We start from the raw sequence: 17732 nt of genomic DNA, 5'->3' as shown, positions 1-17732 counted from the left end.
CACATTTACCCCTAATATGCTGTTTATTACTTGTTTTTGAGGCCTATTCAAGAATTTCAATCTCGGAACAGGTCAGGTTTATATAACGGTAGCCCATGCCACAAAGGTAGCTCTTAATACGGCGTTTATTTGTATTGATCTACTTAATAACATCTTTTGTCAATTAACTCTAATATGTTTACATTCTCAAATCAACTACAAAAACTTCTGGAAAGTCGGACTAATGATTTATCCGAACCGGTTGATTTGTACTTAGAAATAGCGGATGAATTTGAACATACAGGAAAAGAAGAGTTAAAGGCTCGCGCCACATTTATCAGGGAACAATGTCAAGAGAAAAGTGGAAAACTAATTTTTGATAAATACCGAGAAATTTGGGGGATTCCCAATTTTAAAGAAGACATTTTAACAGTTGAGGATTTTAAACGGGGCTTTCTTTGGACTTTCCGCGACCATACCACCTCATGGAGTGATAATCAGGATGCTAAAGCTTGGTTTTTAACTTCTGAGGAAGCTCGTTTTATACGACATTATGAGTTTTGGTCTTGGGACAATGAAGTGGATGAATGCTTGGAGAAAAGAGATGGAGACTACAAAACAATTTTAGATGACTTACTTAAAGATGGTGATTATGAAGTCCTGCAAAGCCCTGTTTATACAAATGAAGAACTTTTTGGTTTTATAAAAAGCTATTCCCAAAAAGAGGACGATTTCGCAATTGAGGAAATAATTGAGGACTATATTTCTAATAATCCCAATTTTGTTCCTGAGGTCAAAACGAAAGTCATCCCCAAGATAAAGCCCTCTGTAACTATACTTTCTAAGTTAAAACAATGGCTTGGGATTTAGAATGCACTTTTTTTCTTCAAAATTGGTCTTCAAACAAAGCTATAATCATCGGTTTTTCGACATTTTATCAGAAATGTCAATTAAATTGAAAAATTACAAAGCTATTTTTCAAGCCTAAAACTATTTTAGCCCATTAGTCGTTTAAGTGTTATATCTGTTTTTGCAAAAGCTCCGAACTTCAAAAATCGGAGCTTTTCTTTTTTCGCTCCCTTTGCTTTCTGCACTTCAATAGCTCCGTCTTAAAATCAAATTAGCATAACAAAGGCATAGGTCGTAAATTTGCGCTTTCGCTGAAGATTTCGAAAGCTTACGATGACTCACCTACCACTTGCTGAATTAGCTCAACGCCTCAAAGGCGAACTCCATTACGATAGTACCATGCTGACACTGTATGCCACCGATGCATCGGCGTACCGTGAAATGCCGCAGGCCGTGGCCATCCCCAAAGACATTGATGACCTCAAAACGTTGATTGCTTTTGCACGCGAACATCGTACCTCGCTTATCCCACGTACAGCCGGTACCTCATTGGCCGGGCAAGTGGTCGGAAACGGCATTGTGGTAGATGTGTCGAGGACATTCACTAAAATACTGGAAATTAATCCCGAAGAACGATGGGTACGGGTACAGCCCGGCGTCATTCGGGATGAACTCAATATGGCGCTCAAGCCTTATGGTTTGTATTTCGGTCCCGAAACATCTACGGCCAACCGCGCCATGATTGGCGGGATGGTAGGAAACAATTCCTGTGGCTCCAATTCGGTGGTGTATGGTTCAACGCGGGAACATTTATTGGAAGTAAAAGCACTTTTGGCGGACGGCAGTGAGGCGGTGTTTACTTCTTTGCCTTCTCAGCCTTTTCCTGAAAAAGGGTTAGAAGGAGCTATTTATGCGAAAACTTTTGAAATCCTTTCTAATCCTGAAAATCAGGCTGAAATCAGAAAGAATTTCCCAAAAAAATCAGTCGAACGTCGAAATACGGGGTATGCCTTGGATATGCTATTGGATTGTGAGCCGTTTACCGAAAACGGGCCCGCCTTCAATATGTGCCGTTTAATTGCTGGCTCGGAAGGAACACTTTGCTTTTTGACCGAAATAAAACTTAGTATTATTCAGCCGCCGCCCAAAGCGCAGGGTTTGGTGTGTGCCCATTTCAATACCATTGACGAAGCATTGCGCTCTACCATTACGGCGCTTAAATACAAGCCGCAAGCCGTAGAGTTGATTGATAATTACATTCTGGAATGTGCCGCTGAAAATCCCGAACAAAGCAAAAATGCGTTTTTTGTTCAACGGAAAGCGGATGGTTCGTTTCCTATTATTTTAGTCGTAGATGTTTCGCAAAATACCAAAGAAGAGGTAGAAAAAGTAGCTGCGGAACTGATTGAAGATTTTAAAAGTGAAGGAATCGGGTTTCATTATCCCTTACTTCACGCCGACGATACCAAGAAAATATGGACGTTGCGTAAAGCAGGTTTGGGACTTTTGGCCAACTTGCCCGGCGACGAAAAAGCAGTAGCCGTCATCGAAGATACAGCCGTTGACGTCTATGACCAACCCGCTTACATTCGCGATTTTAACGAGATTTTGCACAAAAACGGCATATCGGCGGTGCATTATGCCCACGCGGGTTCGGGCGAAATTCATCTGCGCCCTATCATTAATCTCAAAACCAAAGAAGGTCACGCACAGTTTCGGATGATTGCGGAAGAGATAGCAACGCTGGTTAAGAAATATGATGGTTCGTTATCGGGTGAACACGGCGATGGGCGTTTGCGCGGGGAGTTTATTCCGCAAATGGTAGGACCCAAAAACTACGAATTGTTTAAAGAAATCAAACTTACGTGGGATCCTTACAATATCTTTAACCCCAATAAAATCGTAGAAACGCCGCCGATGGATACGTTTCTGCGCTATGAGGCGGGACAGCAAACACCTGAGTTTAAAACCTATTTTCGCTACCCTGACCAAAACGTATTGCAACACGCTGAGCAATGCAACGGCTCCGGCGATTGCAGAAAGACACAACTTAGTGGTGGAACGATGTGTCCAAGCTTTATGGCAACGCGCAACGAAAAAGACACTACTCGGGCCAGGGCTAACGTGCTGCGTGAATTTTTGACCCGTTCTGACAAAGCCAACCGTTTTGACCATAAAGAAATCAAGGAAGTGTATGATCTGTGTTTGGCTTGCAAAGGCTGTAAAGGGGAATGCCCTTCCAATGTAGACGTGGCGAAGTTAAAAATGGAATTCTTGCAGCAATACTACGATAGCAACGGCGTGCCGATGCGGTCGTGGTTGGTGGGTAATTTCTCCAAAATGACGGGCATTGCGAGCTACGTTCCTTGGGCCTATAATTTTATTTTCAAGAATGCTCCGTTGCGCCGTATCGCCAATCAGGTAGTAGGTTTTCATCCGGACCGGACCATGCCCTTATTGCACGATACGACGTTGAAATCCTGGTTTAAAAAGCACACTGTAGAGACGCAAGATTTTCGGTCCGCCGCTACGGCGTCTCTACAGCGGCGGGTCTATGTATTCTGCGATGAATTTACGAACTACAATGACGTTGAAATCGGCAAAAAAGCCATTTTGCTTTTGGAAAAGTTAGGCTATGAAGTCATCATTCCCAACCATGCGCCAAGTGCTCGTCCTCAGTTGTCGAAAGGCTTGCTGAAAGATGCCAAAAAGATTGCCGAGCAAAATGTGCAGATGCTCAAAGATTTAATAACCGAACAAACACCATTGGTCGGCATTGAGCCATCAGCTATTCTGACTTTCCGTGATGAGTATCCTGACTTGGTCAGTGAGGAGTTGGTGGAAGCGGCAAAACAATTGGCTAAAAATGCGTTACAATTCGATGAGTTCATCGCTCGTGAAATAGACGCGAAGAGAGTGAGCAGTAAACAGTTTACAGTAAACAGTAAAAAAATAAAATTACACGGACACTGTCAGCAGAAAGCCATCGCTTCGATGGTACCGACGAAAAAGATGCTTTCACTGCCAAAAAATTATGAGGTGCAACTCATTCCGAGTGGATGTTGCGGTATGGCGGGAAGTTTTGGGTATGAAAAAGAGCATTATGATTTATCCATGAAAATCGGCGAGTTGGTGTTGTTCCCTACCGTTCGTAACCAACCCGAAGAAGTTATCATTGCCGCACCGGGAACGAGTTGTCGCCACCAGATTCATGACGGCACAGGACGGACGGCGTTGCACCCCGTAGAGATTTTGTGGGAGGCTTTAGCCTGAAAAAAGCGTCGGCAAGGTTTTGAACCTTGCCGACGCTTGCTGCATAAAAACAAAAAATGGCAAACCGAGAATCTCACCGCTACGACCACTTACCCTTGCTTCTGTCAAGACCTGGGGGATTCAGCAGGAGCTGGTAGTTCCGATTTGCCGTTGCAAAATTAGGAAATTGTGAACAACCGACCAAAAAGTGTACCGTAATTGTTAAAAGTTAATTGGTAATGAATTGATTGTTAGAATTTTAAAACTGGATAAAACTGTATTTCCAATAAGGAATTGTCTAAAAAAACGAACTAAATGGTAAAATCCTGGATAGAAGCGGCACGTTTGAGAACGTTGCCTTTGGCCTTATCAAGCATATTAATGGGTTGTTTTCTGGCAACGGCTCACGAAAAATTTAGTTGGACCATTGCCATTTTGGCGGTTGTAACAACCATTTGTCTGCAAGTGCTTTCTAATTTTGCGAATGATTACGGTGATGCTGTCAATGGAAAAGATACAGAAGCCCGTCAGGGCCCCCAACGGGCAGTACAGTCAGGCGCTATTTCGGCCCAATCTATGCGAAAAGCAATGGTTATTTTTGCAGTTTTATCTTTAATAAGCGGGGTTGGACTTTTATACGAAGCACTCAAAGAGGCTACATGGCCAACCTTCGCGGCCTTTTTGGTATTGGGTATCCTGTCCATCATTGCAGCCATCACGTACACTTCCGGAAAGCGCCCCTACGGCTATGTCGGTTTAGGTGATCTATCCGTACTGATTTTTTTTGGCTGGGTAGGCGTATTGGGGGTCTATTACCTGCATACCCATTCGCTTGATTGGTCTTTACTTTTACCTGCAACGAGCTGTGGCCTGTTTGCAGTATGTGTATTGAACATCAATAACATTCGTGACATTGAATCGGATACCCTTACAGGGAAACGCTCGGTACCAGTACGTATAGGAAGAGAAAAAGCGATTATCTATCATTGGTCATTGTTGATATCGGGTATGTTTTGCAGTATTTTTTATTTCTTTTTACATCCAGGACCTTTAACTCAGTGGTTATTTATCTTAAGTTTTCCCTTGTTTGTTCGAAATGGTTTAGTAGTAAGCCGTCTCACAAACCCCCGCGAATTAGACCCGTACCTCAAACAAATGGCATTATCAACTCTATTATTTGTACTCCTGTTTGGAATTGGGTATTGCATCTGACAATTATGTCTTTTTAAGGAAAATATTTTCGCCTCCAAGTTGGCAAGCCGTTTAAAATTAGGTAGTTTTGGCGACCCAATACCTTATTATTCATTCAATTATTTTATACGTTCAATTATGAAGAAACGTACCTTGTTTCTGTTCGTTTGTGCCTCATTTTTGGCTATTTGCCACCACTCGTATGCTCAACGTACTGCCGCTGAGTATTTTGAAGAAGGTGTTAATAAAAGTAAAGCAGGCGATTTTGTTGCAGCACTGCAAGCCTTTAACTTAGCAATTACTATGAGCCCCGATAATGCTCCTAGTTACTACAATCGTGCAATGGCTAAAGCTAATCTGAAAGACCACCGTGGAGCTATTTTGGATTTTGACCGTTCCATTGAATTAAACCCGAAATATTCGGATGCTTATCTTTACCGGGGAGCCAGTAAAGCGAAGCAAGACGATTTTCGTTCTGCTATCCAAGATTTTTCACGAGCCATCGAACTTAACCCTGATGATCCTCAGGGATATTACCAACGTGGTATTAACCGCTCTCGTTTGGAGAACTATCGTGGCGCTTTGCAGGATTTGAATCGTACGATTGAGCTGGAACCCAATAATGCAGGAGCATTGTTTGCGCGGGGTACTGTTAAATCTAAATTAGAAGATTTTACAAGTTCTTCCGTTGACTTCTCCCGCGTTATCGATTTGACTCCCAAAAGCCCTTCCGCTTATGCGGGTCGCGGTTATGCGAAATTAAAGTTGAACGATTTTACCGGTGCAGTTGCTGATTACTCAAAATCCATTGAACTGAAACGCGAAGATGCCGAGTCTTTTTACAACCGTGGATTTGCGCGAAGCAAACTGGAGAAATACGAAGAAGCTATCAGTGATTTTGATCAAGCCATTCAACTTGACCCCCAAAATCACCGTGCTTACTACGGTCGCGGTTTTTGTAAAAGCAAATTAGGCAGCCAACGGGAAGCCATTACTGATTTGAACAAAGCTGTCGACATTAATAATACCCCTACTGACACGAAAGTGGTCTATATGGGAAGTATCAGTCGGAGCATTTTGGATCAATTGAGAGAAGTAGTACAGGAACGAAATAAAATTAACGAGTTATCAACAGAGCGCTCAGAAGCTTTCTTCGTGAGAGCAGTAGGTAAAAATAAACAGGGTGACGGAAAAGGAGCAATTATTGATTTGAATAAATCCATTGAGTTTAACCCGACTTATTCAGAAGCTTATTTCACTCGCGGAATGATTAAGTCAGCATTGGGCGATCAAAGAGGCGCTATTCAGGACTGTACCAGTGCCATTAAGTTGAACCCTAAATATGCCGAAGCTTATTATGTAAGGGGCTTAATCAAGCATAGTCTTGGTGACGAAAACGGTGGATGCTTGGATTTATCCAAATCAGGAGAATTAGGGTACACGCAAGCTTACAAGGTAATCAGCGATTATTGTAACTAAGAAACTACGCAGAAGCATCATTTTCATACAAAAAGAGCCGTGAAGGAAAACTTCACGGCTCTTTTTGTATAATTGCTATCTCAAATTTATTCAAATCTCAAGTGCTTCACAGATTCACCCGAACTGCGCAATTCAATCAATGAGTCAATACCGATTTGGAGATGACGTTCTACAAAAAAAGCCGTCACTTTCTTATCACTTTCTTCGGTCTTTACGCCTTCAGGTACAAGTGGATTGTCGGATACAAGCAACAAAGCACCGTGCGGAATCTGATTAACAAATCCTACGGTAAAGATGGTAGCCGTTTCCATGTCAATGGCCATAGTCCTAATCTCACGCAAATAATCTTTAAATACTTCGTCGTGTTCCCAGATTCGACGGTTGGTGGTATAAACGGTACCTGTCCAATAATCCAGTTCGTGCTTCTTAATCATGGAAGAAACTGCCCGTTGCAGGCGAAAAGAAGGCAAAGCAGGAATTTCAGGACGCATGTAATCGTTACTGGTTCCTTCGCCGCGAATGGCCGCAATAGGAAGTACTAAGTCACCGATTTGCGTTTTTTTCAACCCACCACATTTTCCTAAAAATAAAACGGCTTTAGGGTTAATAGCCGACAATAAATCCATGACCGTAGCGGCCATGGCACTTCCCATTCCAAAGTTGATGATTGTAATATTATTGGCAGTAGCCGTTTGCATGGCACGGTCACGGCCGTAAATTTCAACACCGTATTTGTCAGCAAACATTTGTACGTAGTTAATAAAATTGGTCAATAAGATATATTCACCAAAAACTTCCAGCGGCGTACCTGTGTAACGCGGAAGCCAATTCTCTACAATTTCTTCTTTGGTTCTCATTATTTTTGTGTTGATTTGGGGAGATTAGGTTAAAAAAAAGATTTGTAAGAATCCACCGCTACCAGTCGGCCGTCCTTACAAATCCCCGCAAAATTATGGTACAGCTAAACTTGCCGCCCTTTGAGTACAAAGTTACAAAAATTGGCGAAAAACCGCATATTTTCGACATCATTCGCCGCAAATACCTCCTCATCACGCCCGAAGAATGGGTCCGGCAGCATGTGTTGCATTGGCTTATCAATCAGCACCGTTACCCTAAATCACTGATTCGGACCGAGAGTGGATTACAGTATAACCAACTCGCCAAACGTACCGACATCTTGGTCTACGACCGCGAAGGGAAAACGTTCCTGTTGGTAGAATGTAAAGCCTCCCACATACAATTAACGGAGGCTGTGCTTGAGCAGGCCGTTCGCTACAATGCGGTTTTGCAGGCTCCCTACTTACTTATTAGCAATGGATTGGAGCACTTTTTGTATCAAATTCACCAAGGAGAAGCTATACTTCTGGATGAAATACCTCTGTACCCCTAAAAACCAGACTACCTTTTCACCATTTTTTTCCGAATCACTTCCGTAGGCGTATGAACCCGTAAAATGTACGAACCAGAAGGGCCGTCTACGGGTAAGGTAATCTCGCCGTTATGCGTATCTACCAATTGAAGTTTAGTCGCTATCAACTTGCCGCTTATATCAAATACTTCCATAAAGACTTCCATCGGGCGCGGCACTTTGACCACTATGTGTGCCTGTTCCATAAAAGGATTTGGCAAAACTTCTACGAGTGTTTCCGTTATCTGATTTGGAATAGGTTCGATAGCTGTAATAGCCCCCGGAATATTGGCATCCATCCATTGTAACCGCAATTCAAGCCAACGTTTCAACTCATCTACTTCCCCTCTCCAGGAAATAGGTATCGGTTGAGGATTAGGCCAAACATATTGGCCTATGACCGGCCATCGCTGAAAATTGCGCTGTTGTGACTCTTGCAGCGTAACAGTCAACGAATCTATGTGGGCAAAAAGGTTCTCTGTTTTCCAAGGTCCTTTGCGCATTCGAGTATATTCATCATACACTTCAGAGACAAAAGCAGGATCTTCGAGCATTCGTTTCCAGTGAAACGGCACTTGCCAGCCATCTGAAGGACACACATTGCCGAATAGATAAGACCAGCCATCGTAACGGAACCCATCACAGTAATCGGCATTGGCAAAAGCCAAATCATAATCCCAAGCCGGACCGGCTTTGATTCTGCCACCTTTGCTGTCACGCTCTTTATTGAAAAAAGTACTGATACGATACCCATCCACGTTTCGAGAAACTTCATTCATCAAAAAAATACGGGCAAATGACAAGCCATCATAATGACGACGATAGCCCGTTTGAGGGTCTCTGAAATTGGAACTGTTGAGAGCCGCCTCAGCACTGTCTACTTTTGCGATAAGATAGTTCCTTTGTTGTGGAGTAATCGCGTCGATATCGGGATAATCATATAAATACTGGATGCGAGAGTTGCGAGTTGGCGAAGTAACTTTGGAAGTCCAACCTGCGCTGCTTCCTGTTGTTTTGTCAATTTTAAAGATATAGCCTCCTGTCAAGGCATCGCCACTGTTATCTTTGTCAGACATTTTAGTAACGTTGACCCTTCCTGTTACCCGTTTTATTTTTTCCATTAATAAATACACCCCGTCATAGCGACCGTTTACCACGACTTCTACGTGCTGAGTTCGGCTGGCATACATGCCAAGATCGCGAGCCATTTTCATGGCCAACTCATTGTGCATTAGGCTTTTTTCATTGTAGGAAGCAAAAAGTATCCAATCTTCTTCTTTGGGCATCCCAAACAATGAAACCTCTTTGCCATTTCCTTTATCGTCCCTTAGCTCAAACCCATACGCTTTTTTAGGAAACATTTGAGAAGAAGAACCTCTGTATTCTATTCCTGCCGGCCCGTCATACACATTGGCGGCATCGGTGACATTGGTCCGTTTGTCCAATCCATTATAAATGATTTTCATCTGAACAGTCGTTTTGGGTTCATCAATGATGACACGACCTTCGGTATTTATGATGACAACGGGTAAATTAGAAGAAAACAGTGCTTGTGCATAAACGCTTACCTGACACAACAACCCTAACCCAACTCCAATCCATCTTTTCATCTTTACAATCTTTTTAAGGTCATTACGTTTCATAAAGCAATTAACACCCTATTTCTAAGCGATAAGTTATCAAAACTAAAAATTTCTCGAAACATGAAGACGCAAGGGGCTATAACAACCATAGATCGCCAGGAATTTTTTCGATTGGTTGGCGTAAGCATTGGAGCCATTGTACTCCAACAATGTTTATCAGGCTGCAATACAAGTGGAAGCGATCCTCAACCGGCTCAAACACCGTCTGATTTTTCAATTAATGTCAATAACGCCAATTTTACGGTCCTACGCAACGCAGGTGGTTTTGTACGCTCCAACGGACTCATCATTGCCCGCACTAACCAAGGAGGATTTATTGCCGTATCTCAAGCCTGTACGCACGAGGGAACACTTGTCAATTTTGTAAGTTCCAACAATACCTTTTTGTGTCCAAATCACGGATCGGTTTTTTCAAGTGCAGGAGAAGTACAAAATGGGCCCGCTACCAAACCTCTTACAGTTTATAAAACGACTTTCGACGCCTCCACAGGCGATGTGCGCGTGTTTATTTAGTAGATGTATTACGAAATAATTCCCGATAAAATTCTTCAAACTCCCGCTCCGGCCAATCCTTATTTCTGGCAGGCGTGGGAGTTTTGTCAATTATATGCCACCGGAAAAAAGGAATTCCTTTTACATACTTCCGGCTCTACGGGCGAACCTAAACCCATTTTGCTTACCCGAGCACAAATGCAAGCAAGCGCATGGGTAACCCAAAAAGCACTCCATCTAAAAAGCGGTCGACGGGCGCTTGTTTGCCTAAACATCGCTTACATAGCAGGTACGATGATGCTTGTGCGCGGAATGGAACTCGGTCTTACTATGTACGTGGTAGCCCCTTCTTCTCAGCCTTTTGCAGAACTTACCGATGATTTATCCATTGATTTCACGGCAGTTGTTCCGCTTCAATTGAAAACATTACTCGAAACCGGTCAACACGACCGGCTGAATTCATTAAATGTACTTATTGTGGGCGGGGCTCCTGTGAACAGTTCATTATTAACTCAAATTCAGCAACTTAGCGTGCCTGTTTTCAGTACCTATGGGATGACCGAAACTGTATCGCACATTGCTCTGAGAAAGCTAAACGGGCTTGATGCTTCAGAATCGTATACGTTGTTGGATGGCGTGGAAGCGGATACCGACGAACGCGATTGTCTGCGTCTGCGCGGCGCAGTGACCAATCATGAATGGATTCAGACCAATGACGTTGTTATTTTTAAAGATGCCACTCATTTTCAAATCATGGGTCGTGCTGACAATATCATTAACAGCGGCGGCGTAAAAATTCAATTGGAGAAAGTAGAACGAGCCATTGAACAAATTTGGAATCGTTCAGAACGATTTTTTGTGTGGTGGAAACCCGATGAGCGACTTGGGCAAAAGCTGATTTTAGTGACAGAAAACACACAAATAACTGACAAAGAGAACCTTAACAAAGAGTTACAAAAGCTATTGAACCCCTACGAGATACCGAAAGAAGTATATACGGTTAAAAAATTTGTGGAAACGGCAACGGGCAAAGTGGATAAGCGACGTACCTTTGAGGAAAATAGCTAACGCATGTCTGCATTTCATAAACTTACGATTCATTTTGAAACTTCGGCGCAGTTGCCGCCGCCTTATTCCTATCAATATGTACTGACGCTTACTACTTCGGCTCAGTTTCTGAATGTCAATTTACAACTTACCTATACGCACCGCGACGAACTGGACTCGGATGAAATCGAAGCGGAAGGATTTACCGAAAATGATGATTTCAAATGGAAGGGCAGTTTAGAGAAAGTTTGGCGAGATGAATTGGAAAAACTAGTCGATAAAACCAAGCTGGCCGAAAACGCGATTCAGGACGAGGAAAAAGATATATTGTATTTAAGCGTTGAAAGTAATTCTGGTGAAAGTGTAAAACCGGGAAGCCTTGAAAAAGGGCAACCAAAAAATTTAACGGATTGGTATTATCTGGCTCAGGAGCTCCTACAAGCCATTTTTGAAACTTCAGAAAAAGAGCGTCCTTTTGAACTTCATATTTTGGATACTACGTCGCAGGGTTCGCGCGAGGCGGTATTGACGGCTTCTTTTCGCTCTCGCAATGCTCAGGTAAAACGCGTGGTAGATGGAAAGTCATCGTTGCGATTTTACCCTTGGCATGATTTACCTTCCCTGATGGAGGTTTTATACGCTGCCGATTGGCTAACCGACATCGCCGCCACTCAAAAACCTAAACGAAATGGTTTGTACGTGAACCCGGGCGATGGATTGTGGTATGAATGGGGCAAGCAGATTGTAGAGCCTGGAAAAGGCGGAAAAAGTTTGGCTAAAATCAAGGAATTGATTGCCGGTTTATTCAATTAAAATTTAGAGGCTAAAAATGAAAATACGTACCAAAATTGCGCTTCAGTTCACGTTGATTATCGCGTTGATTTTGGCAACATTTTCTGCTTCGTTTTACTATATCGCCGAGCAAAACCGCAAAGATGAGTTTTACCGAAACCTCCGCGACCGTGCCCTTACGCGAGCCGATTTGTTGATCAAAAACGAAGAAAACAATAAGAAACTACTGAAAATCATTGACAAAGAGACACTTTCAAAATTGTATGCCGATAGTGTATTGATGTTCAATGATAAAGACCAAGTCGTATACGCAAGCTACGAGGCCGATACAGTCTACTACAGCGGAGATTTATTAAAATTAGTCCGGCAAAAAAAATATGTCGAAACTACGAACCGCAATTTGCTCGTGATGGGAGTAATGTACACCCATCAGGTGAAGGGAGAATTTGTATTGATGGCCTCCGCTGAAGATGTCTTGGGAAACAGCCAACTTCAAAAACTCCGTGAATCACTCTCTTACAGTTTTCTTTTTGGGGTGCTTATTACGATTGTGTTAGGATTTATTTTTGCCGGACAATCGCTCAAACCCATATCAGCGATGAATAAAGAGATTGGTACCATCACGGCTTATAATCTCCGAAAACCGCTCAATGAAGGAAATCGACAGGATGAAATAGCGCAGCTGGCCATTAATTTCAATCAAATGCTGCACCGATTGGAGCAATCGTTTGACTTGCAGCGAAGTTTTGTTTCCAACGCTTCACATGAGTTGCGTACCCCGCTGGCAGGTTTGAAGTCGGAGATTCAAGTGGCTTTGGAGGATGAACGGACGCCCGACGAATATAGAAAAGTACTACATTCTCTCCTCAACGACACGCAGCGCCTTATTCAATTGACCAATAGCCTGTTGCAACTGGCCCAATCTGAGAAAAAAGAGGAAAGGACTATCAATTTTCAGTCATTGCGTTTGGACGAACTTATTTTCCAAACTCAGGAAGAACTACAAACGTTGCACAGCGATTATCAAATTCACATTGATTTTGAGGATATTCCTGAAAATGAACAGGACATCACTTTATTGGGAAATGCGCCTTTGCTGAAAACGGTATTCAATAATTTAATGGACAATGCATGTAAGTATTCCCCCAACAAACGAGCCGACGTACGCATTGGTTTTGACGACAAAAATTGCTCTATTCGGGTGATTGACAGAGGAATCGGGATTCCTGAAAATGAAACTCAACGTATCTTTGAGCCACTTTATCGTGCCAAAAACGCTACTGCTTTTCGCGGTTATGGCATTGGCTTGTCGGTGTGTCGTCGTATCGTAGATATGCACCGCGGTACCATTCAGGTAAAAAGCCAATTGGGGCAGGGCAGTACGTTTGAAGTAGTGTTACCGCATATTTAGTTTTTGCCGATTTTTACCTAAACCTATAATCTATGGAAACTTCAAATCCTGTTCTTTTTAAGGCAGAGTTTAACAAATTGGTGAAGCCTTACATGATGCTCTACGTGGCTTCCATCCTGTTGGCAACTGTTATTGGCATTATCCCTGCTACCGTTCTGGTTCTTGGGAGTCGGGCAATGGTGGGCACAGCATTATTACGATAAATTGGAATGTGAACTCACCGAAAAAGCCATCCGCTTCAAAAAAGGCATTTTGGTGCAAGTAGAAAAGACCATTCCGCTTGAAAATATTCAGGACGTAACTTTTGTGGAAGGACCGCTTTTAAAATATTTCCATCTGTGCATTCTCAAGTTTGAAACCGCCGGCCAAAGTACAGGCCAAGCCCATGATATGCAGCTTATCGGCATTATTAATGCGCAGGAGTTACGTAATTTGATTCTGAGTCAGCGCGAGAAACGAATGCAGAATAAAAATTCTTCCGGTACTCCCGCCAACGAAAATGCAGCAGTTCTTAATGACATCAAGGAATTATTGTCTGACATTAAGTCGATTTTACAAAGTCAAAAAGCTCTTTAACTGCTATACTTTAGTCTTCCAATAGGTTAGAAATTGCCAACTTCCCACTTTTGACTTTACACCTTTAACTTAATAAAGAATATGTTTCGTCGAGATTTCGTAAAATCTGCCCTTACGGCTTCCGCCGCCACGTTAGCGGGTGGTGCAGCTATTGCCAATACATCCGTTCCCAAAGGAAAAAACAACTTTAAATTGGCGTATGCCCCCCACTTTGGAATGTTCCAAAACAGCGCGGGGAAAGACCTTATTGACCAGCTCAAATTTATGGCAGATATGGGCTTTACGGCGCTTGAAGACAACGGCATGATGAGCAAACCACCGGAACTGCAAACCAAAATTGGCGAAGAAATGGCCAAATTGGGCATGGCCATGGGTGTGTTTGTAGTAGATAAAGGCGGTAATTCACAAAATACGCTGGCTGCCGGCAAGCAAGCCCACGTGGATATTTTTCTGGATGGTTGCAAACGTGCCGTAGAAGTGGCCAAACGCTGTAACGCCAAATACATGACCGTTGTACCAGGCGATTTTGAGCGGAATCTTCCCATTGGAATTCAAACCGGTCACGTCATTGACGCCCTGCGTCGCGGAGCTGATATTTTGGCACCTCACGGATTGGCCATGGTACTTGAACCCCTCAGCGATAGCCCCAATTTATTCTTGCAAACCTCTGATCAGACCTATGAAATCTGCCGCGCGGTGAATAGCCCTGCGTGTAAGATTTTGTTCGATATTTACCACATGCAAAAGACCGAAGGGCACATTATTCCGCACATTGACTGGTGCTGGAGCGAAATCGGTTATTTCCAAATTGGTGACAATCCGGGCCGTAAAGAGCCTACCACGGGTGAAATCAACTACAAAAACGTGTTTAAACACATCTATACCAAAATGAAAGCCAACAACCAAAACTTCATTTTCGGCATGGAACACGGCAATTCAAAACCCGGTAAAGAAGGCGAAGATGCGTTGATTAAAGCGTATGTAGAATCAGATAGTTTTACGGTTTGATTTGTTACTTTTGCAGTCATAAGCAAACGTCGGTGAGCAAACGTCGGTGAGGTTCTAAACCTCACCGACGTTAATTTCTCCGACGTTAATTTTTACTGCATGAAATCCCTACTTAAAAATATAATCGGTCCGGCGGGACGAAAAAAACTTCGCGCAGTACAAGCCTCGGCAAGAGCTACAGTCTATGGTTTAGGCAACGATGTCGAATGCCCCATTTGCGGCAGTACCTACAGCCAATTTTTACCCTTCAATCGCCCCAACGCGCTGTGTCATAGCTGTAAATCACTTGAGCGGCATCGATTGGTGTATTTGTATCTGAAAAACAAAGCTGATTTTTTTGAAGGCGACAAAAAAGTATTGCACTTTGCTCCCGAAAAATGCCTCCACGATGTCATCAGGAAATACCCCAAAATCGACTACCAAACGGCTGATTTGATGACAACCTACATTGATGCCATCGGCGTGATGCCCGACCATATTATGTCAGTAACAGATATAAAATTTTCGGATAACACCTTCGATGTGGTGATTTGTAACCACGTTTTTGAATTAGTCCCTGACGATTTGCAGGGAATGCGCGAGATTTTTCGGGTACTCAAACCTAACGGCTACGCCATTATTCAGGGAGCGGTCAACAACTCATTGCCCAAAACAATCGAAACCAAAGACCTCTCGGCCGAAGAACGCAAGCGAATTGCGGGAGCGCATCAACACGTGCGCCGCTACGGTCTCGACTACAAAAATCGCCTTGCTTCGGCAGGTTTTCGCGTCGAAGTCAGTCAGTATGTCAAAGAATTGAACTGGAAAAAGTTTGGCTTGATGCCCGACGAGGATGTCTATGTTTGTTGGAAATGATGAAAAAAGCGAGGTTTCTGGCTTTTGTAAAAAAAGCCTAAATCATGCACTTCAATCGTCGTCATTTTCTGGAAACTTTATCGGTAGGCGGCGCGGTCCTAATGACCGACTCCAACATTGCCATTCCTTCGAAAGCTAACCCCATTTCTTCCAATCAATACGCTTGGATTACGTTTTACAACCGCGACAAACGCGATTGGGGAGCAGACCTTGATGCTTCTTTGGCAGAATACGTAAAATCGGGATTAACAGCTTATGAACCCAGCTTCTCTACCGTGGACGAAGTAAAAAAGCTGGCTCCATTACTCCAAAAACACAATCTCACTATGCCTTCCGCCTACGTAGGCAGTGTGTTGCACGAGGCAAATGAGGGTAAAAAATCCATAGAAACGGCACTGGCAATCGCCGAAGCTGCTCAACCTTTAGGCTTAAAAATACTGGTTTCCAATCCAAGTCCACTGAAATGGGGAAGCAGCGAAATCAAGAATGACGCGCAACTGATTGAACAGGCTAAAAATCTGGAATACCTGGGTAGTGAACTTCGCAAGCGCGGCGTGACGCTTGCCTACCACACCCACGATGTGGAGCTACGCGCAGGTGCAAGGGAATTTCATCACATGCTCCAAAATACGGACCCTAAAAATGTAGGTTTTTGTCTGGATGTACATTGGGTGTATCGCGGCGCCGGCAACTCACAGGTGGCTCTTTTTGACGTCGTAAAAATGTACGGTAAACGCGTGGTAGAATTACACATTCGACAATCTGTCAACAATATTTGGGGCGAAACTTTTGGTGAAGGCGACATTGATTACCTACGATTGGTACGTGAACTGCAGGCGATGAAGGTAAAACCTTTGTTGGTACTGGAACAATGCCTCGAAGGCCAATCGCCTAACACAGTAAAAGCTGCTGAGGCGCATCAACGCGATTTGGCCTATGCCAAGCAGGTTTTTGGAGGCTGGATGTAATTAGATTCTTACCAAAGAAAATGACACAGAAGACAGATAACATAAACCGTTTAGTAGCTAATTTAACTGATAATGCTACATTTTTCACTTTTTTTAGGCGCTATTTATCGGCAGAAAATAGTGCAGAAAGACAGGAAATTGAAAATTATTTTTGGGCTAAGGCCGACAAACTCAGCCCGGATAAACAACACTTTTTTCGTGCTGAACTCACTCGTTGTTTTCTAAAATTGCTTTCTTTAGCTTCCCAATTACTTGATAAAGCTTCGATGATGACATAGGAATTGTTTGACAGGTAAATATTCTTTAGTCTGTTGTGCTATTTGGTCAACTCGTTTGCTGATTTCTTTTAATTCTATCATTCGCTCTTCACTCGAAAGCGACTGAATTCGTTTGTTTTGATGTTCTAAGAATGCTTTTTTGGCTTCTTCATCGGACAAAGCTTTATATTGTTTAAATAAGTCTTGCAAATTCATAGTTAGTCTTCCTCCTCTCTTAGCTGTTGTTTAATTTCAAGAATTCGATCTAAAATGTCATTGATATAATTCTCAGTCTCCTTCTCATCCATTCCAAGCTTTCCTTCAAATTGTACATGAAAGTTAAGTATTTGGTCTAAGAAACTGTTTTAAAATATCAATCAAGGCGTTTCAACATTAGCTGAATCACAGCTAAATAAACCGCACGGGCGGCCCCGCATACTTTCACTATTTTGAGTGTGCTTTTCGTAATCTTTTGACAATCTTCTATTGAATGACAGCCAAGCAAAAGTTCTTTCTACTACCCAT

The 17732-nt window shown here is 42.9% G+C and carries 18 protein-coding genes; 15 read left to right on the top strand and 3 right to left on the bottom strand.

Annotated elements, in window-relative coordinates; translation table 11 throughout:
- Positions 1-174 precede the first annotated feature (174 nt).
- From Q0081_RS10505 to Q0081_RS10490, 4 genes are all read left to right on the top strand, one after another.
- Complete coding sequence (locus tag Q0081_RS10505; protein ID WP_298352500.1) at positions 175-849, top strand: hypothetical protein; 675 nt, start codon at positions 175-177, stop codon at positions 847-849.
- A 312-nt stretch (positions 850-1161) separates the two neighbouring features.
- Positions 1162-4101, top strand: coding sequence for an FAD-binding and (Fe-S)-binding domain-containing protein (locus Q0081_RS10500; RefSeq protein WP_298352498.1), 2940 nt, complete (start codon positions 1162-1164; stop codon positions 4099-4101).
- 294 nt (positions 4102-4395) lie between these two features.
- Positions 4396-5292 (top strand): 1,4-dihydroxy-2-naphthoate polyprenyltransferase, encoded by an 897-nt coding sequence (locus Q0081_RS10495; RefSeq protein WP_298352496.1) that lies wholly within the window; start codon positions 4396-4398, stop codon positions 5290-5292.
- Positions 5293-5409: 117 nt separating this feature from the next.
- Complete coding sequence (locus Q0081_RS10490) at positions 5410-6750, top strand: tetratricopeptide repeat protein (RefSeq protein ID WP_298352493.1); 1341 nt, start codon at positions 5410-5412, stop codon at positions 6748-6750.
- A gap of 86 nt (positions 6751-6836) precedes the next feature.
- Here Q0081_RS10490 and Q0081_RS10485 read toward each other — a convergent pair whose 3' ends face one another.
- On the bottom strand, positions 6837-7607 hold the full coding sequence (locus tag Q0081_RS10485) for an AMP nucleosidase (protein ID WP_298352490.1): 771 nt from the start codon (positions 7605-7607) through the stop codon (positions 6837-6839).
- A gap of 95 nt (positions 7608-7702) precedes the next feature.
- Between Q0081_RS10485 and Q0081_RS10480 the strand changes: the two genes are divergently transcribed.
- The gene (locus tag Q0081_RS10480) at positions 7703-8140 is read left to right on the top strand and encodes a type I restriction enzyme HsdR N-terminal domain-containing protein (protein ID WP_298352487.1); all 438 of its coding nucleotides are present in this window, start codon (positions 7703-7705) and stop codon (positions 8138-8140) included.
- A gap of 8 nt (positions 8141-8148) precedes the next feature.
- Here the strand turns inward: Q0081_RS10480 and Q0081_RS10475 are convergent, their stop codons facing one another.
- Complete coding sequence (locus Q0081_RS10475) at positions 8149-9768, bottom strand: CotH kinase family protein (RefSeq protein WP_298352484.1); 1620 nt, start codon at positions 9766-9768, stop codon at positions 8149-8151.
- A gap of 93 nt (positions 9769-9861) precedes the next feature.
- On the opposite strand from Q0081_RS10475, the gene Q0081_RS10470 reads away from it, so the two are divergent.
- The 10 genes from Q0081_RS10470 to Q0081_RS10425 all read left to right on the top strand — a co-directional run bounded on the left by Q0081_RS10470 (position 9862) and on the right by Q0081_RS10425 (position 17228).
- Complete coding sequence (locus Q0081_RS10470; RefSeq protein ID WP_298352481.1) at positions 9862-10314, top strand: ubiquinol-cytochrome c reductase iron-sulfur subunit; 453 nt, start codon at positions 9862-9864, stop codon at positions 10312-10314.
- A gap of 3 nt (positions 10315-10317) precedes the next feature.
- Positions 10318-11361 carry an AMP-binding protein gene (locus Q0081_RS10465; RefSeq protein ID WP_298352478.1) on the top strand — a complete coding sequence of 348 codons (1044 nt, stop codon included), beginning with the start codon at positions 10318-10320 and terminating at the stop codon, positions 11359-11361.
- 3 nt (positions 11362-11364) lie between these two features.
- Positions 11365-12153, top strand: coding sequence for a hypothetical protein (locus Q0081_RS10460; protein WP_298352476.1), 789 nt, complete (start codon positions 11365-11367; stop codon positions 12151-12153).
- 16 nt (positions 12154-12169) lie between these two features.
- Positions 12170-13543: a HAMP domain-containing sensor histidine kinase gene (locus Q0081_RS10455; protein WP_298352474.1), complete on the top strand. Its 1374-nt coding sequence runs from the start codon at positions 12170-12172 to the stop codon at positions 13541-13543.
- Positions 13544-13575: 32 nt separating this feature from the next.
- A complete protein-coding gene (locus Q0081_RS10450; protein WP_298352472.1) occupies positions 13576-13746 on the top strand; it encodes a hypothetical protein in 171 nt (56 codons plus the stop codon).
- A complete protein-coding gene (locus tag Q0081_RS10445; RefSeq protein ID WP_298352469.1) occupies positions 13706-14119 on the top strand; it encodes a PH domain-containing protein in 414 nt (137 codons plus the stop codon). The genes Q0081_RS10450 and Q0081_RS10445 overlap by 41 nt, the downstream gene beginning before the upstream one ends.
- Before the next feature lie 81 nt (positions 14120-14200).
- Positions 14201-15127, top strand: coding sequence for a hydroxypyruvate isomerase family protein (locus Q0081_RS10440; protein ID WP_298352466.1), 927 nt, complete (start codon positions 14201-14203; stop codon positions 15125-15127).
- A 99-nt stretch (positions 15128-15226) separates the two neighbouring features.
- Positions 15227-15982, top strand: a complete 756-nt coding sequence (locus Q0081_RS10435; RefSeq protein ID WP_298352463.1) for a class I SAM-dependent methyltransferase — start codon at positions 15227-15229, stop codon at positions 15980-15982.
- Positions 15983-16026: 44 nt separating this feature from the next.
- A complete protein-coding gene (locus Q0081_RS10430; RefSeq protein ID WP_298352460.1) occupies positions 16027-16950 on the top strand; it encodes a sugar phosphate isomerase/epimerase in 924 nt (307 codons plus the stop codon).
- A gap of 20 nt (positions 16951-16970) precedes the next feature.
- Complete coding sequence (locus tag Q0081_RS10425; protein WP_298352457.1) at positions 16971-17228, top strand: hypothetical protein; 258 nt, start codon at positions 16971-16973, stop codon at positions 17226-17228.
- Here Q0081_RS10425 and Q0081_RS10420 read toward each other — a convergent pair.
- Positions 17199-17423: a hypothetical protein gene (locus Q0081_RS10420; protein ID WP_298352454.1), complete on the bottom strand. Its 225-nt coding sequence runs from the start codon at positions 17421-17423 to the stop codon at positions 17199-17201. The genes Q0081_RS10425 and Q0081_RS10420 overlap by 30 nt on opposite strands.
- Between the last annotated feature and the right edge of the window lie 309 nt (positions 17424-17732).

This window comes from Runella sp. (genome assembly GCF_027484545.1).
GTDB lineage: Bacteria > Bacteroidota > Bacteroidia > Cytophagales > Spirosomataceae > Runella.
Note: the sequence above shows the minus strand (reverse complement) of the source record. Positions and strands in the feature narration are given on the sequence as shown.

Excerpts from the sequence above, each read along its gene's own strand:
- Q0081_RS10505 (WP_298352500.1), top strand. The coding sequence starts at position 175 with ATGTTTACATTCTCAAATCAACTACAAAAACTTCTGGAAAGTCGGACT.
- Q0081_RS10500 (WP_298352498.1), top strand. The coding sequence starts at position 1,162 with ATGACTCACCTACCACTTGCTGAATTAGCTCAACGCCTCAAAGGCGAA.
- Q0081_RS10495 (WP_298352496.1), top strand. The coding sequence starts at position 4,396 with ATGGTAAAATCCTGGATAGAAGCGGCACGTTTGAGAACGTTGCCTTTG.
- Q0081_RS10490 (WP_298352493.1), top strand. The coding sequence starts at position 5,410 with ATGAAGAAACGTACCTTGTTTCTGTTCGTTTGTGCCTCATTTTTGGCT.
- Q0081_RS10485 (WP_298352490.1), bottom strand. The coding sequence starts at position 7,607 with ATGAGAACCAAAGAAGAAATTGTAGAGAATTGGCTTCCGCGTTACACA.
- Q0081_RS10480 (WP_298352487.1), top strand. The coding sequence starts at position 7,703 with ATGGTACAGCTAAACTTGCCGCCCTTTGAGTACAAAGTTACAAAAATT.
- Q0081_RS10475 (WP_298352484.1), bottom strand. The coding sequence starts at position 9,768 with ATGAAAAGATGGATTGGAGTTGGGTTAGGGTTGTTGTGTCAGGTAAGC.
- Q0081_RS10470 (WP_298352481.1), top strand. The coding sequence starts at position 9,862 with ATGAAGACGCAAGGGGCTATAACAACCATAGATCGCCAGGAATTTTTT.
- Q0081_RS10465 (WP_298352478.1), top strand. The coding sequence starts at position 10,318 with ATGTATTACGAAATAATTCCCGATAAAATTCTTCAAACTCCCGCTCCG.
- Q0081_RS10460 (WP_298352476.1), top strand. The coding sequence starts at position 11,365 with ATGTCTGCATTTCATAAACTTACGATTCATTTTGAAACTTCGGCGCAG.
- Q0081_RS10455 (WP_298352474.1), top strand. The coding sequence starts at position 12,170 with ATGAAAATACGTACCAAAATTGCGCTTCAGTTCACGTTGATTATCGCG.
- Q0081_RS10450 (WP_298352472.1), top strand. The coding sequence starts at position 13,576 with ATGGAAACTTCAAATCCTGTTCTTTTTAAGGCAGAGTTTAACAAATTG.
- Q0081_RS10440 (WP_298352466.1), top strand. The coding sequence starts at position 14,201 with ATGTTTCGTCGAGATTTCGTAAAATCTGCCCTTACGGCTTCCGCCGCC.
- Q0081_RS10435 (WP_298352463.1), top strand. The coding sequence starts at position 15,227 with ATGAAATCCCTACTTAAAAATATAATCGGTCCGGCGGGACGAAAAAAA.
- Q0081_RS10430 (WP_298352460.1), top strand. The coding sequence starts at position 16,027 with ATGCACTTCAATCGTCGTCATTTTCTGGAAACTTTATCGGTAGGCGGC.
- Q0081_RS10425 (WP_298352457.1), top strand. The coding sequence starts at position 16,971 with ATGACACAGAAGACAGATAACATAAACCGTTTAGTAGCTAATTTAACT.
- Q0081_RS10420 (WP_298352454.1), bottom strand. The coding sequence starts at position 17,423 with ATGAATTTGCAAGACTTATTTAAACAATATAAAGCTTTGTCCGATGAA.